This is a genomic window from Kitasatospora sp. NPDC041988, from assembly GCF_055588525.1.
Window position 1 is genome coordinate 25413 of sequence record NZ_JBVJCO010000032.1, and the last position, 26027, is coordinate 51439.

A 26027-nucleotide genomic window follows, 5' to 3' on the forward strand; every position below is an offset into this window, starting at 1 on the left:
CAGCGGGGGAGAGGGCTACGCGCCCCCCCCCCCCCCCCCCCCCCCCCCCCCCCCCCCCCCCCGGCGCCATGCCGCCCGCCCTCCTGGTGGTCGGCTCCGGAGGTCCTTCAGGGGACTCCGGGACCGGTGTTGCACCTGTCGGCCGGCCAGGCGCGGGCGTTCCCTGCCCGCTCCGTGCGGAGGACCTCAGCGCCGCTGGTGGGCGGTGTCCGCAGTCGTGCACAAAGCGTCGTCGACCAGCTTGCTCTCAGCCTGTTCCACGCGCAGGACGTCCTCCGTGGAATCGGCGAGGACGCCCGACAACGAGACCGCGACGCTGCGCCGGCCGTCGGCGGTGACGCCGACGGCGCTGATCCAGCCGGAGTCGCCGCCCTCGTGGCCCCAGTACACCCCGCCGCAGGACAGCGGGCGTGAGAAGAGCCCCAGCCCGTCACGGGCGCCCGGCATGAACTGCTCGAACTCCTCGCTGACGGGGACAGTCTCCGTCATCTGCGTCAGCTGCGCCGGTGGCAGGAGCCGGCCGCCGAGCAGGGCGCGGAAGAACCGGTTGAGATCGGCGGTGGTGGAGACGAGCCCGGCCTCTCCGTTGGTGCCCGGGCCGACCTGCTCGGTGACGTCCACGAGCGGCTCGCCGGCCTTGAACCGCTGGTAGGTCTCAGCGTGCGGCTGGGGCAGCGTGGGTGAGGCACCCGGCCGGAAGGTGTGGTCGAGGCCGAGCGGCCGGACGATCCGGTCTCTCACCTCCTGATGCCAGGGGTGCCCGGTGACCCGCTCGATGATCATGCCGAGCAGGACGTACCCGGTGTTGCCGTAACTCCAGTGGGTGCCGGGCCGGAAGTCCGGGCGGTGGCGCATCGCCCGGGCGGCGGTCTGCTCGGGTGTGTAGGTGTCGTACCGGTGCTGGTGGAAGTCCTGCGCCGAGCTGTAGTCCGGGTAGTCGTCGTGGATGCCGCTGGTGTGCTGGAGCAGTTGGCGAACGGTGATCGCGCTCCCGTCGTTGCCGCTTCCGGACACCACACCGGGCAGCCATCGCTCGACCGGGTCGTCCAGGGCGATCCTGCGGTCGCCGACGAGTTGCAGGATCACGGTGGCCACGAACGTCTTGGTGACGCTGGCCGTCCGGAAGTAGCCGTTTCCGGGGACCGGCCGGCGGTCCGTCAGGTCGGCGACGCCGCTGGTGGCGGTCATGTTCCGGCCGTCAGAGGTGACCAGGCGGGCCTGCACTCCCGTCACGCCGAGCGCGGTGATCGCATCGGCGTCGCGCTGGAGCTGGAGCCGGCTTCGGTCGTCGTGCTGCCGGGCGGCCATCGCGCCGGGCACGCTCGTGGAAAGGGCGACGGTCACGACGGCGGCCAGCGCCAGGTTCCGCCGGATGGACCGGCCGCGCCGCCGTGGTGAACGAATCGGTGAAGTCGTCATGGGCGTTGACACTAGGTCTGGCCGGGGTGACCGCACGGTACCCCTCACTGGTAGGAAAAAGGGGTAGCGGGCTGTAGTGCCGGCGCGGTCGCCATGGCTCAGACTTGTGCGGATGAACCACCTCGGGGGCAGCCGGCTTTCGGCGATGTGGCGCGGTCTGGGTTACCTGCTGGGGAGCCTGTTCACCGCTGCGGTCGCCCTGTTCGCGCTGCCCGTACTCGTCGTCCCGGCGACGGCTCGCGCCTGGGCATCCTGGCATCGCCGCCGCGCCGACCGGCTGCTGCTGTCTCCGTGCTCCGGTCCCGTCCGCGTCGGTACGCGGCGTGTTCTCGGGTGGCTGTGCGCAGGCGTCGTGACCGGTCTGGCGTTCGGGCTCGTCGTGGTGCTGTGCGCAGGCAACGCGGTGACCACGGCCGTTACGGTGCCGCTGTGGTGGGCGTTGCCCTCCGGCACCCGCGCGGGCGGCTTCGCCGCCGGTGTCCCGCTGTCCGGGTGGGGCACGGCGTTGACCCTGGGGACCGCGCAGTTCGTCGTCTTCGCGGCCCTGACCTACTGGCTCGTTCCACCGCTGGCGCGCCTGCACGCCCGGATCTGCGTGGCGTTGCTGTCCCCCTCGGCCGTCGGGAGGCTGGCGCAGCGTGTGGAGACGCTGACCGAGACGCGGGCCGACGCGATGAACGCGCACGGCGCGGAGCTGCGCCGGATCGAACGTGACCTGCACGACGGCACCCAGGCCCGGCTGGTGGCCGTCGCGATGCGGCTGGGCGTGGCCCGCGAGTTGCTGGGCGAGGACCCCGGGGCGGTGGCCGGACTCCTCGAGGAGGCGCATGAGGGTACCGAGGAGGCCATGGCGGAGCTTCGTGCGGTGATCCGGACGATCTACCCGCCGATCCTCGCCGATCGCGGCCTCGCCGGGGCGCTGGCCGCGCTGGGGGCCCGATCGGCGATCGACACCACCCTCGACGTCGGCGGCCTCGGCACGGTCCCCGCCGCGGTCGAGGCCGTGGCGTACTTCACGATCGCCGAGGCGCTCACCAACGCCGCCAAGCACAGCCGGGCCACCCGGGCCACCGTCCGCGTCGCACGCGTCGGTGACCGGCTGTCGATCGAGGTCGGCGACGACGGGGTCGGCGGCGCCGACGAGACGCGGGGTACCGGCATCGCCGGAATCCGCCACCGTGTCCTGGCGCTCGACGGCACCGTCCGCGTCCACAGCCCGGTCGGCGGCCCGACCACGATCGCTGTGAGCCTGGCATGCGGGTCGTGATCGCCGAGGACAACGTCCTGCTGTCCAACGGGCTGGAACTCCTGCTGACCGCCAAGGGCTTTCACGTCGCCGCGATCACCCGGGACGCCCCGGGCTTCGCCGCCGCCGTCGCCGAACACCGGCCGGACGTCACCATCGTCGACGTGCGGCTGCCGCCAACCTTCCGCGACGAGGGCATCCACGCCGCCATCCACGCCCGCCGCCGGCACCCCGGCCTGCCCGTGCTCGTCCTCTCCCAGTACGTCGAGCAGCAGTACGCCGGCGAGCTGGTCTCCGACGGACGCGGCGGCGTCGGCTACCTCCTCAAGGACCGGGTGAGCCGGGTGAGCGAGTTCGTCGACGCGCTGCGGCGGGTCGCCGCCGGCGCCACCGTCATGGACCCCGAGGTCATCGGGCAGCTCCTCACCCGTCCCGCCCACGACCCGATTGCCGCCCTCACGCCACGCGAACGCGAGGTTCTCGCGCTGATGGCCGAGGGAAAGGACAACGCCACGATCGCGGCCCGGCTCGTCATCACCGAGAACGCCGTCCACAAGCACATCGGCAACATCTTCGCCAAGCTCGGCCTCTCGCCGGCCGACAGCGGCCACCGCCGCGTCCTCGCGGTCCTCACCTATCTCAGCCGCCGCTGACCGAGCGGTCCGCCGGGGCCGGTCCGCCGGGCGCGGACCCCCCGGGGGTCCGCGGGGGCTCGGTGGGCGGTGCCGGGGCGCAACGGGCGGGCGCAACGGGCCGGGCGCAGCGGGCCGGGTGGTCCGACTTCGGTGGCGGGCCGCTGACCTGCTAGCATTCTTCTCGTCGCGAGGGAGATGATCTCTCGTCAGGCGTCAGCGGTGCTACCAGAGCACGCCCTACTTTCAGTAGGGAGAGTCCGTGCAACCCGGGCCTGGCGCTCCACTGTCGGACGAGGTCCGGTGCCCATCTGGGTGCCGGGCCTCGTCCGCGTCTGCGGGCCGTTTGCGGGTCAGGACGTGGCGGCCAGGTCCTCGTACGAGACGGAGTCCCGGCGCGCCAGCGGGTGGGCGGAGGACAGGCACAGGACGATCGGGTGGGTGAAGACGAGGGGGCCGACGGAGAGATTTGGTTCGCGGACGGGAGCCAGAGGAGCAGGAGGTCGATCTCCCCCGGCGCAGCTCGGCGAAGGGATCGCCGAAACTCACCGAACGCAGCCTGAGCTCACTGCCGGGTGACGCCCGGTGAACTCGTCCGAGAAGGTGCGCAGATCCCCGCCGTTGGCCGCAGTCGAGCCCAGACGCAGGACGCCGGCCCTCCCCCGGGCTGCCAGCGCAGCCCGCGCCAGGCTCTGCTGGAGTCCGCGGTGGACCGGCTGCAGGTCGTCGTGGAGCTGCTTCCCGATCGGGGTCAGGGTGACGGGCAGACACCCATGCGTGGGGGCCGGGGTGTCTGCCGGTGGAGGTCCGTCCGCCGGCGCTATCGGACCGTCAGGACGATCTTCCCTCTGACGCGGCCGGTCTCGCCGAGCTCGTGCGCCTTGGCCGCCTCCTCCAGGGGCACTACCTGGTCGACGACGACTCGCAGAGCGCCCCGCTCCACCATGCCTCCGATCTCTTCGAGGTCGGATCCGGAGGGCTTGAATCCGAACTCGACATAGCGCGAGCCGCGCGCCGCGGCCTGTTCTCTGACGGCAGTGCGATCCGGGCCAGTGCCCCTGATGTCGAGGAGGATCCCGTCCGGCGTGAGGACATCCAGCGACCGCGGCCCGTAGTCGCCGCTGATCGGATCGAGCACCACGTCGATGTCACGGGCCTGCGCCGCGAAGTCGGTGGTGGTGTAGTCGATCAGCTCGTCGACGCCGAGCTCCCGCAGAAAGCCGTGCTTGTCCTGTCGGGCGGTGCCGACGACGTACGCGCCGCGTGCCTTGGCGATCTGCACCGCGAGGTGGCCGACGCCTCCGGCTGCCGCATGGACGAGCACGCGCTGCCCGGCACTTACACCGGCGACGTTCACGAGCGGCTGCCAAGCGGCGAGCACCGCGGTCGGGAGTGCCGCGGCGTGGACGTGATCCAGGCTCGGCGGGGTGAGTGCCAGCGAGTCCTCCGGAACGGCCACGTACTCGGCGTAGGTACCGCGAGGCGGCAGAACGGCCCCGTACACCTCATCGCCCGGCCGGAACCGCGTCACCTGGTCACCCGCCGTCTCCACCACCCCGGCCAGGTCGAGGCCCAGGACGAACGGTGGCTCGCCGAGTCTGCGCAAGAGGCCGGCGCGCCTCTTCCAATCGGCCGGGTTGACCCCGGCCGCATGGACCCGTACCAGCACCTCGCCCGGGCCGGGCACCGGCCGTTCGGTCTCGACGACCTCCAAGACGCCCGGACCGCCAAAGACGCGCTGGCTGATCGCCCGCATACCGCTGCTCATCTCGTCCCCCTTCCACCACTGGTGGTCTCTCCGCCACCGGTGACCATCCTGGGAGATGGCGGTACCTGTTGTGAAGTACGCACCTATTGGGTATCTAGGTACCTCATGGATACCTACCCGCGTGCGGCAACGGACTGGACGCTCACCTACCGCCGCGACTGCCCGTCGCGCACCGTGATCGAGGTGCTCGCCAACAAGTGGGCGCTGTACGTCCTGGCCGCCCTGAGGCGATGTGACCGGCCGATGCGGTTCAACGAGCTGCAGCGTCTCCTCGACGGCATCACGCAGAAGATGCTGACCCAGACACTCCGGGCCCTGGAACGGGACGGTCTCGTCAGCCGCACCGTCTACCCGACGGTTCCACCGCGTGTGGAGTACGGGCTGACCGCGCTCGGCGTCGAAGCCGGGCAGTTGACCAGCGCGATCGCGCACTGGTCCGTGGAACACGTTCAGGAGATCCTGACGGCCCGTGGTGAGTTCGACGAGCGGATGACCGCAGAACCCACCCCCGTCAGGCAGTGACAGGCCTGCCGACACCGGTGCGCACCAGAACCGCACCGAATCCCGGCGGGCCCGGCGAGGGTCAGTCCAGCGAACGGCTCTGTCCCGTAGTCGGTTCTGTCCCGTAGTAATCCGCTCTGGCTCACATCCGGTGCGGAAGATTTCAAGTCCAGTGAGACGGTCGTCGCGTTATGAGGTTTGTGCTGCGGGTTCCCTGCCCTTGGCTGGGTCGTTGATCGTGAACGCCTGCGCCGAACCCGGTGAAGCCACATGCCGAACACGGGCGAGCCGCACCCCGACCCTGGTACTCCGTAGGGTCCGAGCGGCTGAGGTGCGCCTGCCTGCGACTTGGCTACCGGCTGCCGGACACCGGACGAAGCGCGTCACGCAGCAGTTGGACCACGCCCTCGGTGAGCTCGGTACACCGCTGCTCCGCCAGGGCGAGCAGTTCAGCGGCCTGTGCGGGGCTGGCGTCGAGGGACGGGACCGGGCGGGTGCGCCAGGGGTGCGGGACCAGGTTGCGGATCTGGGTGGTGGCGTCGGTCTTGCCCTGGGCAGCGAGTCGGGGGTGGGTATCGCCGCTCACGACGAGGGCGGCGCGCAGTGCGGTGAGGTGGTCGTGCCGGGTCAGCAACCGGTAGCCGGCTCGTCGGACAGCCGGCCGCTGCGGGTCGGTGAGCATGTCCCACAGCAGGTCGGCGGGCAGCTGGGTGGCATTGGGGGCGAGCGTGGCGGCGGCCTCCTTGACCACCGCGGTGGAGCCGTCCCGCAGCAGCACCGTGACCCGGGGCACGGGCACCACATCGAGGCTCCGCAGGGCGCGCAGCGCGTGGACGCGGACCTGAGGAGCCGGGTTGTCCAGCAGGGCGGTGAGCAGTGGGCCGTCGGCCCGGCTGCCGGTCTCGGCAAGCCCTCCGACCGCCCCGGCCTGCGGCTCGGCAGCCTGGACCGCCGCGCGATAGTGGACCAGTGGATCCGTACCGGTGCGGCGTGCCGCCTCTCGGGCCAGGGCCCGGATCAGTGCGGACGGGTCGTCGAGGTACGGCACCACGTTCTGCGGGGATCCGGTGCGCATCAGCCCTGTGAGGGCGGTGATCCGTACCTCGGCGTGGCGGCTGCGGGCCAGGCGGCGCAGCGGCTCGACCTGGTCGGTCCACACCGCCTGCCGGGCGGCGGCCTCGGCGGCCCGGGCCCTGACCTGCCGGCCAGGGTCGCTCTCGGCGAGGGCCACGAGGTCACGAAACCTGAGGCGGTGCGCGGTGGTGTCGAGGACGAAGCGACGCACCACCGGGTCGGGGGCCGTGAGAAGCCTTCCGGACAAGGCCGTGCCCGACTCGGCCAGCAGCGGCACGAGTAGTTGACCGTGGGCGAAGGCGCCGCGCTGGCGCCGGTTGATCAGCAGGGCCGTACGCACGGTCGCCGGGGTGGCCAGCAGGGGGTTCTCGTGGAGCAGCACGGCCAGAGCCGCGCACGCCGGCTCCCGTACCTGGCGGACCCAGTCGCTGGTCCGCAGGACGAGAAACGGCATCATCTCGGGACGCGGCTGGTGCAGCATCCGCCGCACCACGCGCTCACGGATGCGGCCATCGGCGTGCGAGGCCGCCAGGACGAGGGCGACCGGGTCGGCCTCGGTAAGTGATGGGGCGGCGCGCGTCGAGTACCACGACTCCCGTCGTATGAAGGCGTCCAGGCGCAGCAGCAGCGCCGGACGTCCCGTCAGCACACGCAGCGCCTCAAGCGAGTCATCACGATCCCCGGCCGAGCCGACCGCCAGCAGTGCGGCGATCAACTCCTCGAACGCATCCCTGTCCCGAGACCGCGCCCCGGCAACCGCCAGCCGTACACGCTCCAAGACATCCACGCCCGGGGAAGGCTGCGAGACAGGCTGCTGACGACGGAAGAAGAAGTTCACCGCGTCATCCTGCCGGTTCGTCCTGGGCGGCGGCCAGGGTCTGGTCGATGGCCTCCATGGTGAGCCCGGCCGCCCGGCGGCGGCCCCGGGTGCGGATGTCGCCGAGCAGGCCGTGCTCCTGGCCGTCGAGCTCGTCCTCGTCGACGGTCTGGTCGTCGTCGGGGTGCGGGATGCCGGGGGTGTTGGCGGACAGGTCCATGTGCGCCGACGGTTCAGCTCGACGTGAGTGTGCTCTGGTGATCCCCGGTCAGCGGCGGCCGGTGGCCAGGATGACGAGGAACTGGCCGCCGCCCGCCTCGACGTCGGCGGTCACCGGCAGCCCCGGTACCAGTCGGGAGAACCGGTCCACCAGCCAATCCGCCGCCTCCTGGGCGTCCTTCCTGGTCGGACAACGACCCACCATCTCGCGGCCCCCCTTACGCTCCAGCCTCCCGGCAACGGTGATCAGCGGCGCGGGTTCGACCACATACAGGCGGTCCGGCCAGGCGATGACCACCTTGACCGCGCCCTTGCGGGTATTGCACCCGCGGTGCGCGAGCCGCTCGGCGACCTTGGCCTTCCGGTCAGCGGTCCGGCTGTCGACGCTGGGCCCCCGCGGGTCGTTCACCGAAGTGCCGGGGTCGACCGCCTCGTCGCACACCCAGCACCGCCAGCCGTCGCGCTCGGCCACATCATCAAGGAGAGTCACCCGAGCAAACTAGCCTGCCCGGCCGCCACTCCGCACACCAGGGCCTCGGCAACCAGGACCGGCAGCCGGAGCAGCAGAGCGAGGGCGGTCACCACCCCGGCGGCCAGGAGCAGCAGGCCCTCACCATCCACCACCACGAGCACCCGGCGGACCGGACGACCAGGCACAGCCGGAGCAGCCGGCGGGGACCGGCGCCGGCGACCGGGTACCGGCAGCAGCGGCCGGAGCTCGCGCTACCGCCCGGGGTCGGCGCCCGACCGCACTGGCCCCCCGGACCGCCGCACTCTCCCGGCAGCTCTCCCGGTGAATTCCGAACCGATCTTTCCGAACTGTTCCCCCGGCAATCCCCGGCGGATTGGGAGATGGAATCCGAAGAGAAATAAGACCGGCGATCTACGAGGGTCCGTCAATTCGGGTGGGCCACCCGGACGGCCCCGGCGCTACCGACGGCCTCGGCGCCCCTCCGGCAGGCCGCACGGCGGACACGAACAGTGACACGAACAAGGGCATCCCTGGAGCACCCGGACGGTCCCGCAGAGCCCGCACAACCCTCGGGCAGTGGTTGAACCAATCCGGGTACGAGGGCAGGAAACCCCGAAAACACACGGATTCTCACACGCCACCCGAAACAAGGTCACGCCCTCGGGATCGGGCACGACGGGCCGCCCCGGCCCCGCCCGGGTTCCGTCACCACTCCGGCCGTCACAAACCCCCGCCAGCCACCCACCCAGGCACACACAGCTCCTCCTCCCGGCCCGTCCGCACAGCCCGCCCTGTGGTCCGTGCACTCACGCGCTGGTGCGGTCCTTGGGCGGGTGGAGCTTGGCGTGCAGCACCCGGCGCCTCCCACCACGGATCGTCCGAAGCGGATACCAGCGCGGGCCCTTGCCGCGGAAGGGCAAGTCGTCATCGTCCGCTCCGGTCAACGGGCGCTGGCCCCGAGGGCAGGTCCCGGTCCTTGCGCATCGGCGAGGCCAGCAACAGGCCGCCGCAGAGCACCAGCAGCCCGGTCATGATCCACATCGTGGCCCGGAGCCCGAGCGCCGCACCGAGCCCGCCGCCCGCGACGGCGCCGAGCGGGATGGTGGCCTGGTTGGCGAACATCGAGGTGGCCACCACCCGGCTGAGCAGCGCGGGCGGGGAGTAGGTCTGGCGAAAGCTCCCGAGGACGACGTTGCAGAGTACTGCCCCGGCCACCATGACGACCGAGCCGAACGCGTACAGGGCCACCCACGGGCCGGGCCCGGCCGCCGGGAGCAGCAGGCCGAAGGGCGTGGCGACCAGCAGGGCGAACCGGACGGCGCGCGCCGTGCCGAGGCGTCGGCAGAGCGGTCGGGCCGCAACGGCGCCGAACACTCCGCCCAGCGCGCCGGCGGCCGCCAGGAACCCGACCGCGCCCGGGGCCACGCCCACCTCGCGGACCAGGAAGAGGACGGCGATCGACTGGTAGCCGGTGAGCGCGAAGTTGGCCGACGCCCCGTACAACAGGAAGGAGCGAAGAAAGCGGTCGCGCAGGATGAAGGCGAGGCCCTCGCGGACCTGCGCGCGCAGCGGGCCGGGCACCACCGGGGCAGGCACCGGCTCCCGATCGCCGCGGATCAGCAGCAGGGTGACGGAGGCGACCAGGAAGGTCACCGCGTCGGCGAGCAGCCCGACGGCCGCGCCGCACCACTGCACGGTCAGGCCCGCGACGCCGGGCCCGGCCACTTGGGCGGCCGAGGCGCTGCCCTGGAGCTTGGCGTTGCCCTCGATCAGGTCGTCCCGGTGGACGAGTTCCGGCAGGTACGCCTGGTAGGCGGCACTGAAGAAGACGGCCGCGGTGCCGGTGAGCAGGGCGACCAGCAGCAGCTGGGCCATCGTCAGCACGTCCAGCCACCCGGCCACCGGGACGCTGACGAAGAGCGCCGCCGAGACGAGGTTGCAGCAGATCATCACCGGCCGCCGGGGTAACCGGCCGACCCAGACGCCGGCCGGGAGGCCGAGCAGCAGCCAGGGCAGCCAGACGGCGCCGCTCAGCAGGCCCACCGCGAGCGGCCCGGCGTCGAGCGAGACCACGGCGACCAGCGGGAGCGCGACGGAGGTGACGCTGCTTCCCAGCCGGCTGATGCTCTCGCCTGCCCAGAGCAGCCGGAAGTCGCGCTGCGCGAGCAGGCCCCACCGCGAACAGGCGGGCGCGCCGGGCGAGATGTCGGCCGGGGCGAGGTCGGTCGTCATGGCCGGGCCGGGACGCTGTGGGCGAAGGCGAAGACGGACTCCCGCTCCCGCCCGTCCTCGGGCACCGGCCGCGCGGCCCACCCCTCCAGGACCGCCACCAGGTCGGCCGCCAGCTCCCGGGCCTCCTCGGGAGTCAGCCGCAGCCAGGTCTCGGTGGCGACGGCGCAGCCCTCGCGCCACTCGGGGGCGTACTCCTGCCGGGTGGCGAACCAGGCGCGCACCAGGCCGGCCTGACGCTCCAGTTGCAGCGAACCGGCGGCGTCGGCGACCGCCGCGGCGACCGGGTCGTCCTCGAAGTCGGCCCGCGCCCAGCGCAGGCTCGCGGAGGTGAGACGCCACCACCGCTCGCGCCGGTCCCGGGCCAGCCCGGGCGCCTCCTCGACCAGGCCTGCCCCGGCCAGCACCTTGAGGTGGTGGCTGACGTTGCCGACCGCCTGGCCGGTCCGCTCTGCGAGCAGGCCGACGGTGGCGGCGCCGTCCACCTTGAGCACGTCGAGCAGGCGGCGCCGGACCGGGTGGGTGAAGGCGGCCAGGACGCGGGAGTCAGCGATCTGCCGGACGTCGCCGCGCGCGGCGGCCGGGGCATCGGGTTCATCGGTCATGCGAGGAGAATATACACAAGAGCTCTTGTACGACAGTAGTTGTACGAAATCTCTTGTTGATGTCCTGGTCGGCCCGAGCGGCCGGGGAGGGCGGCACCGCGGGTGGAGGCGGGCAGGCGGCGGCCTCATGCGCTGCGGTTCTTCGCCGGGTAGAGCTTCGCGTGCAACACCCGGGCCTCCCACCACGGATCGTCCGAAGCGACACCACCGGATGTACTGGTGGGGGTCAGCCGTCCATGATCAGTCCGGCTTGGGTGAGGCATCCGTCGATCAGGTGTGGTCGGTACTGGATCTTCTTCAGGCTCCGCTTGACGGTCCTGGTCAGGTGGTCAAGGTTGGCCACGGCAAGGTTGCCGATGGTTCGCTTGACCAGCGACCAGATGCCTTCCTGCGGGTTGAGGTCCGGCGCGTACGAGGGTAGTTGGAAGACCGTCAGCCAGCCCTCGTTCGCGGCGACGAAGTCCTTCATCTGCGGCACGAGGTGGACCGACAGGTTGCCCCAGACGAACACGATCGGGCCGCCGAGCTGGATGCGGGCCCGGACGATGAGGTCGCGGTAGTCCTGCCACGTGAAGCTCTTGCGTTCGCCCTTGCGCCCTCGGTGCAGGCGGACTCTGAAGATCAGCCGGGAGCGTTCGCCCTTCTTGCAACAGCTCATCCCGGCCATGGATATCCGTCCGGAGCCACCGCCCTTCACCCACACGACGGGCGTGCACCCCACTCGGCCCCAGGTCCTGGCGCGCGGCGGTCTCAGCGTCTGCCCGGCTTCGTCCTCGAAGACCACCCAGGCTCCCCGAGCCACCGGTGCGCAACCCGACGGCGAGCAGCGGGAGCAACCAGCCCCGGGGCGACGTGCGGAACCAGCCGCGACGGCTCAGTCCCGAAGTCCTGAGCCGCCCGTCAGGGGCGGCCCCTCAAAGATCGTTCCCCGATTCGTCAAAGATCGTTCCCCAACGGTCGAGGGGCGGGCACGCACAGGCAGCCTGCCCGCCACCACGCCGAACAGCCCAAGCGGCCCGCCGGACGATCCGACGGCCGTCCTTCGCCGAGTTGTCAGGCCAGCAGCCGTGCGAGCTCGGCCATTTCGGTCTCCGGGTTCACAACGGGCTGGATCACCAGCTCGTCGACCCCCGACTTCTCCAGCACGTCGATCCGCTCGGTGACCTCGCCCCTGGTGCCGACCAGACCGAATCTGTCCACCAGGGAGGGCACGATGAGCTCGCGGTCCTCGGGGGACAACCGACCCAGGTAGTTGCGGTAGAGCGCCTGGTGAAGCCTGGGATCGGTGGGGGTGGTGCCGCGCAACTGAAGCAGACGGTCGACAGCCGCGGCCTCTTCCGGCGGGAGGGCCGCGCGGAAGGCGGGGTCCTCCGCGCCGAGGATCAGTGCGCTCAGTGCGATGTGCCCCATCGAGTCCTTGACCGGATCGCCGTAGCGGTCCTCGCCGTCGGCGAGGACATGCAGGGAGGACATGAGATACGAACGGGTCTTCTCGGCACTGCCCGCGTCCCGCGCCGCCGCCCGCCGGGCCTGGCCGAGGGCGGACCAGGCCGCGGGGTCGTGCATCCCGAAGGAGATCACTCCCAAGCCGAGCCGGCCGGCGACCGCGGCAGCCTTCAGGCCGAACGCGGCCACGACGAACTCCACGGGAGCCTCGGTGTTGACGTACGGCCCGACGTGCAGGAATCGCACCCTGCTGGAGCGGGTCCCCTCGCGGTAGTCCGACTCGCGGCCCGTGGTGAGATCTTGGAGGGCGGCCGTGAACGACTCCAGCTCCGCCAACTTCGTAGGCCGCATGCCGAGCGTACGGCGCGCCGTGTTGCCGGTGCCCACCCCGCAGATGATGCGGCCGGGAGCAAGGGCGTTGAGGCTGCCGACGGCCGCCGCCGCGGCGGGCGCGGAACGCAGTGCCGGTGAGGTGACACCGATGCCGAGCCTGATCCGGTGGGTGGCCTTGGCGCAGAGTGCGAGACTCACGAACGGATCGCCGTGGATCATCGGCGTGTCGTACACCCAGAAACTGTCGAAGCCGAGTTCCTCCGCGCGGGCGGCCAGGTGTTCCACACCCGGCCCTGCTGTCATGACGATGCCGGTCCGCATGGCGACTCTCCTCGCCGTCGAGTGAAGTGGCTGAACCACTCCAGTAGCAGTTCGCTGTCGTCCCTGGTCAAGATCATGCCCCCAGTGCGCCGGTGGGCCTACCGCAGCGGTTTCAGGATCGGGAACGTGTCGTGCGAACACGGGCGAGGGCACCTTCCCCACCTCGCACGACGCCGCCACGAGCCGGCACGCCTTCCGGGACCGCCGGGACCGCGTCATACGCGAACCCGACCAACCCAGCCCCCAGCGGCGCACATGCGCCTGAACAAGTGACTACTCGTCACACCGGACAGGGAGATCACATGCCCGCCCGCGAGGCATTCGACTGACCATCAGAACGGATCTCGGCATGTCCGCTGACAATCGGGTGCCGCGTACCGGCGATGGATGCCGACCGGACCGGTGGCCGGTGGCTGCTGCTCGGCGAGGCACCCGCAACGCTGACCCTGGCGGGCGGATTGCGGCGCCTCCGTGCCCGCGTGAGCTGCTCAGTACCGGCGCAGCAGCGGCCAGAGCGCCGCCCATGCCCGGTCCGGCCCTGTGCAGAGCACCACGGCCGCATGCTGCTCCTGGTTTGCCGTGCCGTGCCCGTTGTCGACGCGCGCGGCGAGGTGGCAGCCCGTGAAGTGTTCTTCCGCCTCGGCGTGGCCCGCCGGGTGAACGAGCAGAACCGGCCCCGTGGTGGTCGCCGGGGGCGGGCCCCAGGCATGCAGGCCCATGTGGCCGGAGTACGGGGATGGCAGGCCGAGGGCAGGCCCATACTGCGCGAGGGCTCCGGCCTCGCCGTAGTTCGCGGTCAGCAGCACGGCGGTGGCCCGCTGTTCGGCGGGGATGGTCGCCCAGCCGGTGGCGGTGGCGCGCGCGAGCTCCGGCCAGCCGACCTCCTCGCCGATGTCGGGGTCGACGGTCATCGGCACGGCCAGCGCAGATGCGGGCAGCACCGGCAGGGCGGCCAGGGCACTGGTGAGCAGGGCCGCGAGCAGTCCGCCGGCCAGCTTGGCGCGGTGCTCGCGAGCCCAGCGGGCGTACGGCTCGCAGCCGGCCGCAGTGAGCGCGTACAGCAGCGGGATCGGGTAGTAGGCCTTGCCACCGGCCGCCATCACCAGCAGGCAGAGCACCACCCAGGCCACCGCGACCGGTCGGGCCCAGCGCAGCTCCGGCCGGCGTAGCAGCCGACTCAGCCCGGTCAGCCAGAGGGGCACCAGCAGCGGGGAGAGCTGGAGCACCTGCATCGGGAGGACGAGCAACCGCCCGCCCGCTCCGCCGGCGGCGCTGAGCCCCTGGGCGACCGTCAGCTCGGGCCAGCCGTGCGCGGCCTGCCACCACAGGACAGGCAGCGCGACCGGGAGTGCGGTGAGCAGCGCGGTCAGCGGGCCGAGCAGGGTGCGCAGCCGGGGCACGAGGAGGCCGCGCGGCCCGGCCGTCAGGATGCCCCCCGCCAGCGCCGCGAGCAGCCCGAGCACCAGCAGCTTGTTCAGCAACGCGACCCCTACCGCCACTCCGAGCAGCGGCCACCAGCGGGCCTCGCCGGTGCGTGACAGGCGCAGCGTCAGCAGAATGACCGTCAGCCAGGCTGTCAGGTCGAAGGTCGCGGTGGAGAGCAGGTGGCCGTTGCCCAGCAGATAGCCCGAGCAGGCCGCCGCCCCTGCCGCGAGCACCTGCCCGCCGCGCCCGGCGCCCATCTCGCGGGCGATCAACGAGGTGAGCATGATCGAGGCCGCAGCGAGCAGCGCGGGCACGATCCGTACCCCGGTCGGGGTAGCACCGAACAGCTCCGCGCCGAGCCGGGCCAGCAGCGGGGTGAGCGGCGGCTGGTCCGGATAGCCCCAGGCCAGGTGGCGACCCGCGAGCAGGAAGTACAGCTCGTCGCGGTGGAAGCCGTAGCGGCCCGACAGCGCGATCAGCAACGCCGCGGCAGCGGCGGCAATCCCCCCGACCGGTCCGGCCGCAAACGGCCCGAGGCCCGGCTGTGCATCCCCCCGAGTGCGCATGCCCAAAATTCTGACCGCCCTGGACCGTCCCGAGAAGAGTCCGGAACAAGCGATCCGGCACCAAGCCCGCCCGACACCGACACCGACACCGGACACGGACGCCGGACGCGCTGCCCTGCGCGATCAGCCGGAACCGGCAATAGGCACGCACTGGTCAAACGTCGGTGGCAACCGGTCAAGGTTGCGTGACGCGGGACGACTCCCCACCCCAGGTCGGACAACGCAACGCGGCTGCAACACACTGCTGCGCCCTGGGCTTCCCGGCGGTTCCCGCCGGTCAGGGACGCAGCACGAAGCCTGGCCAAGGCCTTCACGTTGCGCGTGCTGCGCCCCGCGTTGCACCCGCTGCCCCGTCAGGAACGGCGCCACCGGGAGGTTCGCCGCCCGGCCTCGGCGACCACGGCCCCGGCTCGATCCCGTCCGCACTCGGCCGGCTCCCGGACTCACTGGTCGGCGACGGTATAACGGCAGCCGGCGCGCAGCCCGTCGTCGCTCCAGGCGCACTCGGCCCACTGGCTCTGTACACGGGAATGGAGTCGTTTGTCGACGACTTCGGGAGTTCGCCTCGCGCGTAGTAGGTGTGATCAATGTCGATGAGTTCGGGCGTCACTTGCAGCTCAGCGGGCGAGGGAGACGGCGAAGGGCTTGAAGCCGTGTCGGCGCAGGATGTGGGGAACCACGAGGATCATGGCCTCGGTGGCGCGGGCTGTGGTGATGCCGCCGAGGTCCTCGATCCATGCGGGCTGCCAGCCCAGGTCGCCGAGCAGGCCGGTGACGGTCTTCTTCGCGTTCTGGTCATCGCCCGAGAGATAGGCGGTCGGTGGGGTGGCCAGGGTTTCGGGAGCGGTCATGACCATGAACAACATGGTGTTGAGGGTCTTGACCACATGGGTGTCGGGGAGGACGGCCTGGAGTTGCTCGGCGAGGCTGCTGCCGGGATAGCACAAGTCGCCGGGCAGGCCGTCATCGGCGTCGCGGGTGGCGTTGGAGACATCGATGAGGATTTTCCCGGAGAGCTCGGTGCGCAGGCCGGCCAGGCGGTCCAGGGAGGTGTGGCCGGGCGTCGCGTTGATCACGATGCCCGTGGTGCGGGCGGTGGTGCGCTGGTCGGCGAAGGCAATCTGCGGGGCGATGCCGGTGGCAAGGGCTGCGGTCTCTTCCGGGTTCCGGACACCGAGGGTGACACGGTGTCCGGCTGCGGAGAGCTTGCCGGCGAGGTTGGCGCCGACGCGGCCGGCGCCCAGGATGCCGATGCTGGTCATGAGGTGATGCTCCTTGCGGTGTGAGGTGGGTGGAGCGGAGGTGCCCGGTCAGGCGATCGGCGACAGGACCTTGAGGGCGGCGGTGTGGATGCCGGGGGCGGCGGCCAGGAAGTCGCGGCTGCCCGTGTGCCAGGGCTCGCCCGCCAGGTCGGTGACGGTGCCTCCGGCCTCGGAGACCAGCAGCGCACCGGCGACCAGACCGGAGCGGACGTCGGAGAACTGCCAGAAGGCGTCCGTGCGTCCGGCCGCGACGTGGATGAGCTGCATCGTGGCGGGAACGGACACGCGCACGACCAGGCCGTTGATGAGCATGGCCGTGACCGACTCACCGATCCGCCGGAAGGTGCGCTCGTCCTCGCCGGGCCTGGCCTGGCCGGTGCCGACGAGCGCGGCGCCCAGATCGGTCTTGGCGGACACCTTCAGGGGCCGGTCGTTGAGGCGGGCACCGCCGCCGGCGACCGCGGTGTAGGTGTCGCCGGTCAGCGGCAGGTGGACGACGGTGAGCACCGGCCGGTTGTCGCGGACCAGGGTGGCAGTCACGGCCCAGTCCTCCATGCCGTGAACGTGGTTGATGTTGCCCTCGGCGGGGTCGACGACCCACCACTCCCCCGACGGGAGCGCACCGCCGGCCAGCTCGTCCTCGGCCCACTGCGATCCCCGCCGGGCCCGCAGCAGCGGCTCCCGCAGCACGTCCAGCACCGCGTCGTCGTTGGCGTGGATCTCAGCGACGACCTCCTCCAGACTCACGCCCCGAGCGTGCGGGGTGTGGCGGTCACGCAGGGTGAGGCCCGCGGTCCTCACCGCGGCGGTCACCTCGGACAGGAGCGTCGTGTCGGCGGCGAAAGGCATGGCTGTGCTCATGGTGGGCTCCCTGCATTCGATGTGTGCGGGCGGCTTGTCCCGCGCCCGCACTTCGAAGGTAGGCCCCCCGATCATTAACAACAAGTGCATGCTATTCACTTGTAGAGTTACGGGAATGCAACTGGATCTGAACCTGCTCACGGCCCTGGACGCACTGCTGGAAGAGGGCACCGTCGCCGGCGCCGCAGCCCGCCTCCACGTCACCGCACCGGCGATGAGCCGCTCCCTGGGACGCATCCGCAAGGCCACCGGCGACCAGATCCTGGTCCGCACCGGCCGCAGCATGGTCCCCACCACCCGCGCGCTGGCCATGCGCGCCCAGGTCCACGCTCTCGTACAGCAGGCCCACCACCTTCTGTCCGCACAGCAACAACTCGACCTGGCAGCTCTGGACCGGGTGTTCACCGTGCGCTGGCACGACGCCCTGACCGCCGCCTGCGGCACCGCCCTGATCACCGCCGTCCACCGCCAAGCCCCCGGCGTCCGGCTGCGCCTGTCCGCCGAACCCGGGACGGACGACGCCGAGCTGCGCCGGGGTGAGGTCGACCTCGAATCGAGCTCCAGCGCTCCGACGCTCCCCGACATCCGCCACCGCCTCGTCGGCAGCGACCGGCTGGTCGTCGCCGTCCGACCAGGCCACCCCCTCACCGAAGGCCCGCTGAGCATCGAGCGCTACGCAGCCGCCGAACACCTCACCGTTTCGCGACGCGGAAGCCTGCGCGACCCGATCGACGACGCCCTGACCACCCGCGGCCTCGAACGACGCGTCGTCGCCGCCGGGCCCACCGCCGCCTTCGCACTGCAACTCGCCCTCGACACCGACCTGGTCGTCACCCTCCCCGACGCGGTCACCCGCGCAGCCCGGGAACAACTCGGCCTGGCCACACTGCCGCCGCCGCTCCCGCTGCCCGAGGTCCCCCTGTACCTGCTGTGGCACCAGCGCTACGACGACGACCGCGCCCACACCTGGCTGCGAGACCTGGCCACCAAAACCGTCCAGGCACTATTCGCACCACCGACCGCCTCTCAACCACCCCTCACCAACCGGACCGGGCAGTGACGGATACGCCGGGGGGGGAAGGCCTGCGGCAGCCGACTCCCGTTCTCGTGAACACCTGTCCATGCCGGCGTGCGACTCCCGATCTCACGTCGAAACGACGTCGTAAATCGCGTACAAAGCCACCGGCTACGGCTCGGCGGGAGCGCCGTCGCCCCCGGCCCGGACGGCGGCGCCCAATCGCCACGCCTCGATGTCGCGGTAGCGGATCGGCCCCGGACCACGGCCGATGTTGCTGCCGACCAGGTGGAGACGCTCGGCCTGCCACGGCCGGCCCACGAACCCGGTCAGCCCGGCCGCGGCCTGCGGCACGCTGGTGGGATCGTCGCGGCGGGACCGTGCCAGGGTCAGATGGGGGCGCAGCGGGCGGTTGCTGAACTCGATCCCGCAGGACCTGACCAGGTCCCGGACGTCGGCGGCGAGCAGGTGCAGTCCCTCCAGGTCCCCGTCGATCCCGCTCCACAGCAGTCGCTGGTCGAAGTGGCCGCCGCCCCGCAGGCCCAGGTGCAGGGCGGGGTGCGACGCGGCCGCGGCGGCCAGCGCCGACCGCAGCGGCGGCACTGCCGTGGATGGCAGTTCACCGAGGAAGGCCAGGGTGATGTGCCAGTCCTCGATCCGGTTCCACCGCAGCCGCGGGTACCTGGCGTAGGCGCCCTGCAGGGCCCGGGCCAGTTCGTCCTTGGCGTCGTCGGGCGGAGCCAGTGCCACGAAGACGCGCAGTGTCGAGGGCTCGGGGGGAACGTCCACGAGGGGGGAGATTAGCCGAGGACAGGTCGCCTGCGCTCGCCGGGTCCGCCGGGGCCCCTCGTTCTCGCGGTCGACCTCGACCTCGACCAGGAGCAGCGGGAGCTTGGCGCAGGGCCGCGCAGCACCAGGTCCACGAGCAGCGAGCGGGCCCGGGCAGCGCAGCGGGCTCGCCAGCCCGCGGCGTCGGAGACGATGCTGCTGTCGACCAACGGGATCCACGTGCCGCGCTCGACGTCGTACTCCTCTATCCAGCCGACCGGGGAAACAGCGTTGCTCACACCCCCGGTCCCCGTGCCGCCCTGACCGGATGTTCGATGCGCTCTACCCCGCGGGCCTGACCTGGGACGAGGCCGCGCGGGCGGCGGCCGCGGCGTGGCCGGAGCGGCGCGCGTTCCTCGTCCGGGTGCCCGGCCCGCGCAGCCGACGAGCCCGCCGAAGTCGTGCAACTGCGGCTCCCGGCAACGGGATCGGTGGCAGCATGGAAAGCCGGAAGGACGGATACGGCGGATCGGCGGAACGGCGGGGGAATGCTGGCGGAATCACTGGTGGCGGCGCCGGCCACCGCGGGATCGACCGCTCTGGTCGGGGCGATGGCCACGAATGCCTGGCAGGCCAGCCGGACCGGTGTGCTGAGGCTGTTCGGGCGCGCCGGCGCGGGCGCGCGGGACGGCACCTCGGCGCAGCCCGGTGACGGCACGGCGCCGAAGGAGGGCGGGCCGGAGGCCGCGCCCGCTGCGGACGGCCGGATCGCGCTGGTCGCGGCACAGCTGGACGGCGACGCCGGCCTCGTGGCGCGGGCCGACGACGCGACGGCGGCCCGGCACAGCCTGCTGCCGGGCTGGCAGCTGAGGCTGCAGGACCTGCTGCGCGAGCACCCGGAACTCGCGGGCGAGCTGACCGAGCTCACCGAGCGGATGCGGCGTTCGCTGCCCGAGGACGAGCAGCGGTGGGTGATGCACGTCGTCGCCCACGACCACGCGCAGCTGTTCGCCTCGCAGGGCGGCGATGTGACCGTCCAGCCGGAGCCGGGCGGGCGCGCTTGAGTTCCCAGTACGTCACCGCCACCGGCGGGTTCGCGTACGGGGTGATCGGCGCCGACATCCATGTCTTCGGGGACGGCACGCCGCTGTACGTCCTGGAACGGTGGCGGCCGCCGCCCCGGCTCGACGAGGACTGGCTGCGCGAGCAGCCGAGCCGGATGCTCAACGCCCGCTTCGCCGTCGTCGGTTTCACCGGGCGGGAGCAGGAGCTGCGGGAGCTGGGAGAGTGGTGCACGCGGGGGCCGCGCCGGGCCGCCCGGTGGCTGTACGGCCGCGGCGGGCAGGGCAAGACGAGGCTGGCGCACGAGCTCGCCGGCCTGCTGACGGCGGCCGGGTGGACGGTGGCCACGGCGACCGAGGGCCCGGGCGGCGTCCTGCCGCCGCCCGGCAGTCAGGACCTGCGCCCGGACGGCACCGCCGGGCTGCTGCTTCTGGTCGACTACGCCGACCGGTGGCCGCTGTCGTCCCTGACCTGGTTGTTCAGCAACGCGCTGCTCCACCGCACCGACCTGCCCGTGCGGATCCTCCTGCTCGCCCGCGGCACGGATGCCTGGCCCGCGCTGCGTGCCTCGCTGGCGAACGAGCAGGTCTCGGTCTCGCAGCAACTGCTGCCGCCGCTCGGCGCGGACGGGCCCGGGCACGCCGGGTCCGCTGATAGTGCCGCCGCGGACCCCGAGGGACGCCACACCATGTACCGGGCCGCCCTCGACGGATTCGCCGCCACGTACGGGGTCCCGCCGCCGCCCGGCCCGGCCGACCTGGACCACCCCGAGTTCGGCCTGGTGCTGGCCGTACACATGGCCGCCCTGGTCGCCGTGGACGCGCACGCCACCGGCCGTACTCCGCCGGCGCCCGCCCCCGCGGCCACCCGCGCCTCCCCGGCCGCCGCCGGCGACGCGTTCGACCCGGCCGCCGCACCCGCCATGCCGGGCACCGCCGGGCTGGCCCTCTACCTGCTGGACCGGGAACAGCTCAACTGGGCACGCCTGCGCCGGGAGAGGCGCCACGGCCGGATCGCCACCCCGCCCGCCGCGATGAACCGGGCCGTCTTCACCGCCGCCCTCGGCGGCCCCCGGTCCCCCGACTCCGGGACCGCACTCGTCGACGCGCTGAGCCTGGGGCACCCCACCGCCGAAGTTCTCGCCGACCACGCGGTCTGCTACCCGCCACCCGATCCCGCGCGCGCCACCGTCCTCGAACCGCTCTACCCCGACCGCCTCGCCGAGGACTTCGTCGCCCTGACCCTGCCGGGCCACCGCGCCGCGTACCCGGCGCAGCGCTGGGCCCCGGAGACCGCCGCCGTGACCACCCGTCACGACGACCGGCCCACCCGGGCCATCGCCACGCTCGCAGCGGCGGCCGAACGCTGGCCGCACGTCGGCCCGCGCTGCCTCTTCCCGCTGCTGGACGAGAATCCGGACCTGGCCGTGGCCGCCGGCGCGCCCGCCCTGCTGGCCCTCGCCGAACTGCCCGCCATCGCCGATGAGTTGCTGGGCGAGGTGCTCGACCGTGTGCCCGACCCGACCCCGCCCGACCTTGTCGTCGCCGCCGCCGTCCTGCGGATCCGCCTGTTGGAACTCCGGCTCGACGTGGCCGACGGCCCGGGCGCGATGGCGGGTGTCCTGGTCAACCACGGCAACGACCTCGGCCTGCTCGGCCGCCACGAGGAGGCGGTCCGCGCCGCGCTGCGGGCGGTCCGTGCCTTCGAACGCCTGGCCGTCGAGCAGCCGGAGATCTATGAGGCCGACGTCGGGAAGTCCCTGACGAACTACGCCAGCCGGCTCATGGAGATCGAGCGCCACACCGAGGCCACGGCCGCCCAGGAACGGGTGGTGGGGATCTTCCGCCGCCTCTACGCGCGGGACCAGCCGCAGTACGACCTCGACCTGGCGACCGCCCTGGCCAACCTCGCCACGCACCTGGAACGCACCGGGCGGTGGACCGAGGCGTACCGGGCCAATCAGGAGGCGATCGAGCACTACCGCCGACGGGAGGCCGACGACCCGCGCTTCCGTGTCGGCCTCGCCGTCGCCCTGACCAACGCCGCGGCCCTGACCGTACGGGCCGACGCCGGCACCATTGCCGAACGGACTCCGTCCGGCGCCGGGGCGGGCGGCCCCGCCCCCACGCCCGGTGACGGCACCGCGACGGCCCTCGAAGCCGTCCGGGTCTGGCGCGAACTGGCCGACGCCGACCCCGTGGGCCACCAGCCCGACCTCGCCATCGCCCTGCTCAACCTCCGCACCCAACTCGCGCACGCCGCAAGCCACGAGGAGGCGGTCGCCGCCATCACGGAGTCCGTCGGCCTCTACCGCCGCCTGGCCGGCGACAACCCCCTGACGTACCGGAAGCACCTCGCCCTCGCGCTCGGCCTGCGCCGGGAGAGCCTCACGGCCGTCGGCCGCCACGACGAGGCCCTGGACGCCGGCGCGGAGTCCGTCGCGCTCTGGAGACAGCTCGCCGCCGCCAATGCCGCCGAGCACGAGATGGGCCTGGTCGGTGCCCTGCACGGGCAGAACGACGCCCTGCGGGCCGCCGGACGGCCCGAGGACCCCGAAGCCCGTGCACGCTCCCCAAAGGTCCGCCTCAAGGACCGAGTGCCGCGGCCCGGCACCACGGTCGAGGTGTCGGGCTGGGACCGCGCCACCGGGCCGCCGGCCACCCGCGACAGCGTGCTCCGCGTGGCCGAACAGCTCGCCCGCCGGCAGGACTGGCCGCTCTACTGGGAGGCCGTCTGCCGTTGCTCGCTGACCGACGCCACCCGGCTCGCCCGCCGCATCCCAGTGCGTCGCTGGCACCCCGCGGACGCGGTCGACCGTGCACTGTTGGAGGCCCTTCGCTCACTCCCCGCCCGCCGCACCGCCGCCCTGGTCGCCGATGCCGCCGAGGGCGCGACCACCCGGCTCCCGCCCGAGCTGGACCTCTTCAACGAGGACTACATCTCCTTCGCCCACGCCCACGACACCCTGGCGGTCGCCACGATCGCCGACGACCACCGGGAGACGGTCGAGACCCTCGACCTGCGCACCGGCACCCGGACCACCCTGTCCACGGGCCCGGCCGACCACAGGTCGATCACCTGCGTCGACGCCTCGACCGTCATCGCCACCAGGTCACCCGACCACGGCGGTGACCGGGCGTTCGAACTCGTCCGCCACACCGACCAGGGCACTACGATTCTCGCGCGAGGGGTCGCGGTGGCCGGTGCCAGGGTCGCCACGATGCTCTTCGGCTACGTGGCCGGCCTGCATTTCTCCCCGGCCGCCCTGGTCGACCAGGACCTCGGCTCGGCGTCGTCGGATGCCCTTCGGCAGGTCGGCCTCGGTGCCTGGGGACTGTCCAACGGCACCCTGATCGCCGTGGACCCCGACGGGATCAGGCTGGTGCTCTGCGACGGCCACGTCCTGGTCGCCACCGACGCACTCCTCGGTAGCGCACTGGCCGTCGGCGGACCGGTACAGCCCGACGGGCTCGCCGACCTGGCCTTCGTCGGCCACGACCGGCTGCTGACCGCAGGACAGGAGGGCGGGCTGACCCTCTGGCAGCTCGGCGGACACCGCATGCGGTCCCTCGTCGAACGGGACACGCCGCGCATGCGGCACCTGTTCTCCGTACCCGAGTGGGACGTCGTCGGCGGCAAGGCCCCCGGCGAGGGACGCATCCACTTCCTCGACCCGGGCACCCTGACCCCGCGGCCGGCCCCACCCGCCCTCACGGGCACGGAGCACCTCAACCTCATCACCACCTCCCCCGACGGCCGGTACGTCGCCTACGCGGGACAACTGGCCGTCGGCGAGCCCCTCCGGCGCCGCGACTTCGACTGGCACAGCCGCGTGCACGACCTCGACCACGCCGGCGCGGTCCTCCAGCGCCCCCTGACCGACCTGCGCCTCGCCGCGACCATGAACCTCCGCAGCGCGGTCCTCGAGGCCCGCCGCACCGGCAACACCCACCTGCACCACCTGTTCACCCTCGCCCTCGCCCTCGCGGAGCGCTCCTCGGGTGGCTGACCCCGTGGTGCGGCCGGGCGGGCGGCACGGACCGGACGAGGCCGAGGGGCTGGCCGGCCTACCTCCATGTCAGAGCACGCGGAGTGGGAAGCCCGGCTTGGCCGGATGAAGCAGGCCGTCGCGGTGTGGGCGGAGCGGACGAGCGGCGACGATGCAGGTCCTCCTCATCGTGGAGTCCGGAAGCAGCCTTGACGGCCTGCACCGGGGAGCAGCGGGTCAGGGACGGCGCCACCACGAGCGGTGGCGCTTCGCCTCGGTTTCGGCAGCCTGGGCGGCGGCCCCTTCGTCAGGCAGGTGAAGGTCCTCAACCACCAGGGCGACTTCAACTTCACCATCAGTTCCCTCGACAGCAACAACGTGACCTGGTCCCGGACCCTCACCCCGTGGGACGGCTGGACCGAGTGGTACCCGGGCGTCCCCAAGGGCTCGTAGTCCGAGCGAGGACGAACGCGGCGATCGTCTTGTTCACCGCCACCGTCGCGAAGATCGACTGTTGTCCAGGGTGCGGTCGAGGAGGGGGAGCAGGCGGTCCCAGTGACGCTGCAGTGCGGAGGGGTTGAAGGCATCGGTGTCGGACATGGTGAAGCCGTGGATGGTGCCGGGGTAGATCTCGGAGGTGTAGCCGACACCCGCGGCGTCCAGGGCCTGGTTGAGCTCGCCGAGGGCCTCGGGTGTCATGTCGCCTTCGGCGTGGCCGAGGTGGACCTGGGCCGTGAGCTTGGAGAGGCTGCCGGCCCCGTCGGCGCCCACGGGACCGTGGAATCCGGCAACGGCGGCCACCTGGCCGGGGTGGGCCGCGGCGGTGCGCATCGCCAGGAGGCCGCCTATGCAGTAGCCGGTCACCGCGACCGGTCCGGCGCCGACCTCGGGCTGGGTGGTGAGGAACCTGAGGTAGGCATCGGCGTCGCTCAGGACACGTTCGGCGGTGTGCGCCTCGATCAAAGGCATCAGCTGGGCGAAGACCGCGGGCCGGACCTCTTCGCCAATGTGCTCGGGAAGTTCGATCACCGGTGCCGGGCCGTGCCGGTAGAAGAGGTTGGGGACGAGCACGTAGTACCCGTGCCCGGCCAGTTCGCGGGCCATCTCCCGCAGCACGGGCCGGAGGCCGAAGCCGTCCGCGTACATCAGCACCCCTGGGTGCCGCTCGTCACCGTCGGGGAAGGCGGCGAAAGCGTCGGCCTGGCCGTCCTCGGTGGGAATGTGCAGCGTCTTGGTGGGCATGAGTTCTCCTGTCGTGGTTGACGTGTCGAGCTGAGATCAACACGACAGGAGGCGGAGCCCGCGCAGCAGCGCCAGATCCTCGATCCAACAGCGGGCCAGCACCGGCCCGTACGGCGCTCAAAGGAGCGCCGGGTCACCAATCCGTGTGTGGCGCAATGCCGTCCCGGTAGTCATCACCGCACAACGTAGCCCACCGGACAGGAGCGGCGCCAGCACTCCCCCAGTCCGCAGTGCGGTTCGCAAGAACGATCTCGACCAACACCTCGGCCCCTGTACCCGGTCGACGCGCCGCCCGTGACAGAACTACCGATCTTGCGGCTGCACGATCCTCACCGCGCTTCGAAACCCGGCCCGGGCCGGGTCGCTGTCCCGAACCGTGTGCCGACCAACTCGTGGCAGCCGGCGAACCTCGCCACCACCCGAGCCGGGGCCATCGTGAAATGGTCGACCCCAACCATCAACACAGGCACCCCGACCTCTGGCCCCGCTGGTCGGGATGGCGGCGTCGGCACCAAGCACGCGCCCGCACCGGCCACTACCAGCGGCAAGCAGCCCAACAACCATGAAGATCAAGATCTACGGCTGGAGTAGCTGGACCTGCCACAAGGTCAATTATCAGACAGGCCTCAGCTGGCAGTGGGGGGGGGTGGCCCCGTGGGGGTCGGCCCCACCACCCCGGGGTTGAAGGGGGGGGGCAAGACCCGGGGAAGGGCTTCGACGGCCGTTTCAGAGGGTGGCACCGGGGTAGTTTGTTAA

General features: G+C 72.2%; 21 protein-coding genes and 1 pseudogene. 7 read left to right on the top strand and 15 right to left on the bottom strand.

The window, feature by feature from the left end:
- Positions 1-186: 186 nt before the first annotated feature.
- Positions 187-1419 carry a serine hydrolase domain-containing protein gene (locus ACZ6NC_RS28060; protein WP_465736545.1) on the bottom strand — a complete coding sequence of 411 codons (1233 nt, stop codon included), beginning with the start codon at positions 1417-1419 and terminating at the stop codon, positions 187-189.
- A gap of 112 nt (positions 1420-1531) precedes the next feature.
- Here ACZ6NC_RS28060 and ACZ6NC_RS28065 point away from each other — a divergent pair, with 112 nt between their 5' ends.
- Both ACZ6NC_RS28065 and ACZ6NC_RS28070 read left to right on the top strand, forming a co-directional pair.
- Complete coding sequence (locus ACZ6NC_RS28065; protein ID WP_465736546.1) at positions 1532-2686, top strand: sensor histidine kinase; 1155 nt, start codon at positions 1532-1534, stop codon at positions 2684-2686.
- Entirely contained in the window at positions 2674-3318 is a 645-nt protein-coding gene (locus ACZ6NC_RS28070; protein ID WP_465736547.1) for a LuxR C-terminal-related transcriptional regulator, read from the top strand. Before ACZ6NC_RS28065 ends, ACZ6NC_RS28070 begins: the two co-directional genes overlap by 13 nt.
- 799 nt (positions 3319-4117) lie before the next feature.
- On the opposite strand, the gene ACZ6NC_RS28075 is transcribed toward ACZ6NC_RS28070, so the two are convergent.
- Positions 4118-5065, bottom strand: coding sequence for an NADP-dependent oxidoreductase (locus ACZ6NC_RS28075; protein WP_465736548.1), 948 nt, complete (start codon positions 5063-5065; stop codon positions 4118-4120).
- Positions 5066-5170: 105 nt separating this feature from the next.
- Between ACZ6NC_RS28075 and ACZ6NC_RS28080 the strand changes: the two genes are divergently transcribed.
- Positions 5171-5587: a winged helix-turn-helix transcriptional regulator gene (locus ACZ6NC_RS28080; protein ID WP_465736549.1), complete on the top strand. Its 417-nt coding sequence runs from the start codon at positions 5171-5173 to the stop codon at positions 5585-5587.
- Positions 5588-5918: 331 nt separating this feature from the next.
- Here ACZ6NC_RS28080 and ACZ6NC_RS28085 read toward each other — a convergent pair whose 3' ends face one another.
- From ACZ6NC_RS28085 to ACZ6NC_RS28135, 11 genes and pseudogenes are all read right to left on the bottom strand, one after another.
- Positions 5919-7355 carry a HEAT repeat domain-containing protein gene (locus ACZ6NC_RS28085; RefSeq protein ID WP_465736550.1) on the bottom strand — a complete coding sequence of 479 codons (1437 nt, stop codon included), beginning with the start codon at positions 7353-7355 and terminating at the stop codon, positions 5919-5921.
- 127 nt (positions 7356-7482) lie between these two features.
- A complete protein-coding gene (locus ACZ6NC_RS28090; RefSeq protein ID WP_465736551.1) occupies positions 7483-7677 on the bottom strand; it encodes a hypothetical protein in 195 nt (64 codons plus the stop codon).
- Positions 7678-7725: 48 nt separating this feature from the next.
- On the bottom strand, positions 7726-8166 hold the full coding sequence (locus tag ACZ6NC_RS28095) for a hypothetical protein (RefSeq protein ID WP_465736552.1): 441 nt from the start codon (positions 8164-8166) through the stop codon (positions 7726-7728).
- Positions 8163-8309: a hypothetical protein gene (locus ACZ6NC_RS28100; protein ID WP_465736553.1), complete on the bottom strand. Its 147-nt coding sequence runs from the start codon at positions 8307-8309 to the stop codon at positions 8163-8165. The genes ACZ6NC_RS28095 and ACZ6NC_RS28100 overlap by 4 nt, the downstream gene beginning before the upstream one ends.
- A gap of 763 nt (positions 8310-9072) precedes the next feature.
- A complete protein-coding gene (locus ACZ6NC_RS28105; protein WP_465736554.1) occupies positions 9073-10380 on the bottom strand; it encodes an MFS transporter in 1308 nt (435 codons plus the stop codon).
- Positions 10377-10982 (bottom strand): ArsR/SmtB family transcription factor, encoded by a 606-nt coding sequence (locus ACZ6NC_RS28110; RefSeq protein WP_465736555.1) that lies wholly within the window; start codon positions 10980-10982, stop codon positions 10377-10379. The genes ACZ6NC_RS28105 and ACZ6NC_RS28110 overlap by 4 nt, the downstream gene beginning before the upstream one ends.
- A gap of 226 nt (positions 10983-11208) precedes the next feature.
- Positions 11209-11781: pseudogene (locus ACZ6NC_RS28115) on the bottom strand (transposase); the annotation flags it as partial.
- Positions 11782-12035: 254 nt separating this feature from the next.
- Positions 12036-13082 carry an LLM class flavin-dependent oxidoreductase gene (locus ACZ6NC_RS28120; protein ID WP_465736556.1) on the bottom strand — a complete coding sequence of 349 codons (1047 nt, stop codon included), beginning with the start codon at positions 13080-13082 and terminating at the stop codon, positions 12036-12038.
- Between the two features lie 488 nt (positions 13083-13570).
- Positions 13571-15073: an ArnT family glycosyltransferase gene (locus tag ACZ6NC_RS28125; protein WP_465736557.1), complete on the bottom strand. Its 1503-nt coding sequence runs from the start codon at positions 15071-15073 to the stop codon at positions 13571-13573.
- 617 nt (positions 15074-15690) lie between these two features.
- Positions 15691-16335: an NADPH-dependent F420 reductase gene (locus tag ACZ6NC_RS28130; protein WP_465736558.1), complete on the bottom strand. Its 645-nt coding sequence runs from the start codon at positions 16333-16335 to the stop codon at positions 15691-15693.
- A gap of 48 nt (positions 16336-16383) precedes the next feature.
- Positions 16384-17196 (bottom strand): inositol monophosphatase family protein, encoded by an 813-nt coding sequence (locus ACZ6NC_RS28135; RefSeq protein ID WP_465736559.1) that lies wholly within the window; start codon positions 17194-17196, stop codon positions 16384-16386.
- 115 nt (positions 17197-17311) lie between these two features.
- On the opposite strand from ACZ6NC_RS28135, the gene ACZ6NC_RS28140 reads away from it, so the two are divergent.
- Positions 17312-18256 (top strand): LysR family transcriptional regulator, encoded by a 945-nt coding sequence (locus ACZ6NC_RS28140; protein ID WP_465736560.1) that lies wholly within the window; start codon positions 17312-17314, stop codon positions 18254-18256.
- A 126-nt stretch (positions 18257-18382) separates the two neighbouring features.
- Here the strand turns inward: ACZ6NC_RS28140 and thpR are convergent, their stop codons facing one another.
- Positions 18383-19000: an RNA 2',3'-cyclic phosphodiesterase gene (thpR, locus tag ACZ6NC_RS28145; RefSeq protein WP_465736561.1), complete on the bottom strand. Its 618-nt coding sequence runs from the start codon at positions 18998-19000 to the stop codon at positions 18383-18385.
- A 590-nt stretch (positions 19001-19590) separates the two neighbouring features.
- Between thpR and ACZ6NC_RS28150 the strand changes: the two genes are divergently transcribed.
- The 3 genes from ACZ6NC_RS28150 (at position 19591) to ACZ6NC_RS28160 (ending at position 24482) form a co-directional block, all read left to right on the top strand.
- On the top strand, positions 19591-20043 hold the full coding sequence (locus ACZ6NC_RS28150; protein ID WP_465736562.1) for a hypothetical protein: 453 nt from the start codon (positions 19591-19593) through the stop codon (positions 20041-20043).
- On the top strand, positions 20040-24050 hold the full coding sequence (locus ACZ6NC_RS28155; RefSeq protein ID WP_465736563.1) for a hypothetical protein: 4011 nt from the start codon (positions 20040-20042) through the stop codon (positions 24048-24050). Before ACZ6NC_RS28150 ends, ACZ6NC_RS28155 begins: the two co-directional genes overlap by 4 nt.
- A 240-nt stretch (positions 24051-24290) precedes the next feature.
- Entirely contained in the window at positions 24291-24482 is a 192-nt protein-coding gene (locus ACZ6NC_RS28160) for a hypothetical protein (protein ID WP_465736564.1), read from the top strand.
- A gap of 33 nt (positions 24483-24515) precedes the next feature.
- Here ACZ6NC_RS28160 and ACZ6NC_RS28165 read toward each other — a convergent pair whose 3' ends face one another.
- Positions 24516-25271: a dienelactone hydrolase family protein gene (locus ACZ6NC_RS28165; RefSeq protein WP_465736565.1), complete on the bottom strand. Its 756-nt coding sequence runs from the start codon at positions 25269-25271 to the stop codon at positions 24516-24518.
- Positions 25272-26027: the final 756 nt, after the last annotated feature.

What these genes read in the sequence shown, in the direction of transcription:
- ACZ6NC_RS28060 (WP_465736545.1), bottom strand. Translation starts at nt 1,419, where the DNA reads ATGACGACTTCACCGATTCGTTCACCACGGCGGCGCGGCCGGTCCATC.
- ACZ6NC_RS28065 (WP_465736546.1), top strand. Translation starts at nt 1,532, where the DNA reads ATGAACCACCTCGGGGGCAGCCGGCTTTCGGCGATGTGGCGCGGTCTG.
- ACZ6NC_RS28070 (WP_465736547.1), top strand. Translation starts at nt 2,674, where the DNA reads ATGCGGGTCGTGATCGCCGAGGACAACGTCCTGCTGTCCAACGGGCTG.
- ACZ6NC_RS28075 (WP_465736548.1), bottom strand. Translation starts at nt 5,065, where the DNA reads ATGAGCAGCGGTATGCGGGCGATCAGCCAGCGCGTCTTTGGCGGTCCG.
- ACZ6NC_RS28080 (WP_465736549.1), top strand. Translation starts at nt 5,171, where the DNA reads ATGGATACCTACCCGCGTGCGGCAACGGACTGGACGCTCACCTACCGC.
- ACZ6NC_RS28090 (WP_465736551.1), bottom strand. Translation starts at nt 7,677, where the DNA reads ATGGACCTGTCCGCCAACACCCCCGGCATCCCGCACCCCGACGACGAC.
- ACZ6NC_RS28105 (WP_465736554.1), bottom strand. Translation starts at nt 10,380, where the DNA reads ATGACGACCGACCTCGCCCCGGCCGACATCTCGCCCGGCGCGCCCGCC.
- ACZ6NC_RS28110 (WP_465736555.1), bottom strand. Translation starts at nt 10,982, where the DNA reads ATGACCGATGAACCCGATGCCCCGGCCGCCGCGCGCGGCGACGTCCGG.
- ACZ6NC_RS28120 (WP_465736556.1), bottom strand. Translation starts at nt 13,082, where the DNA reads ATGCGGACCGGCATCGTCATGACAGCAGGGCCGGGTGTGGAACACCTG.
- ACZ6NC_RS28125 (WP_465736557.1), bottom strand. Translation starts at nt 15,073, where the DNA reads ATGCGCACTCGGGGGGATGCACAGCCGGGCCTCGGGCCGTTTGCGGCC.
- ACZ6NC_RS28130 (WP_465736558.1), bottom strand. Translation starts at nt 16,335, where the DNA reads ATGACCAGCATCGGCATCCTGGGCGCCGGCCGCGTCGGCGCCAACCTC.
- ACZ6NC_RS28135 (WP_465736559.1), bottom strand. Translation starts at nt 17,196, where the DNA reads ATGAGCACAGCCATGCCTTTCGCCGCCGACACGACGCTCCTGTCCGAG.
- ACZ6NC_RS28140 (WP_465736560.1), top strand. Translation starts at nt 17,312, where the DNA reads ATGCAACTGGATCTGAACCTGCTCACGGCCCTGGACGCACTGCTGGAA.
- ACZ6NC_RS28150 (WP_465736562.1), top strand. Translation starts at nt 19,591, where the DNA reads ATGGCCACGAATGCCTGGCAGGCCAGCCGGACCGGTGTGCTGAGGCTG.
- ACZ6NC_RS28165 (WP_465736565.1), bottom strand. Translation starts at nt 25,271, where the DNA reads ATGCCCACCAAGACGCTGCACATTCCCACCGAGGACGGCCAGGCCGAC.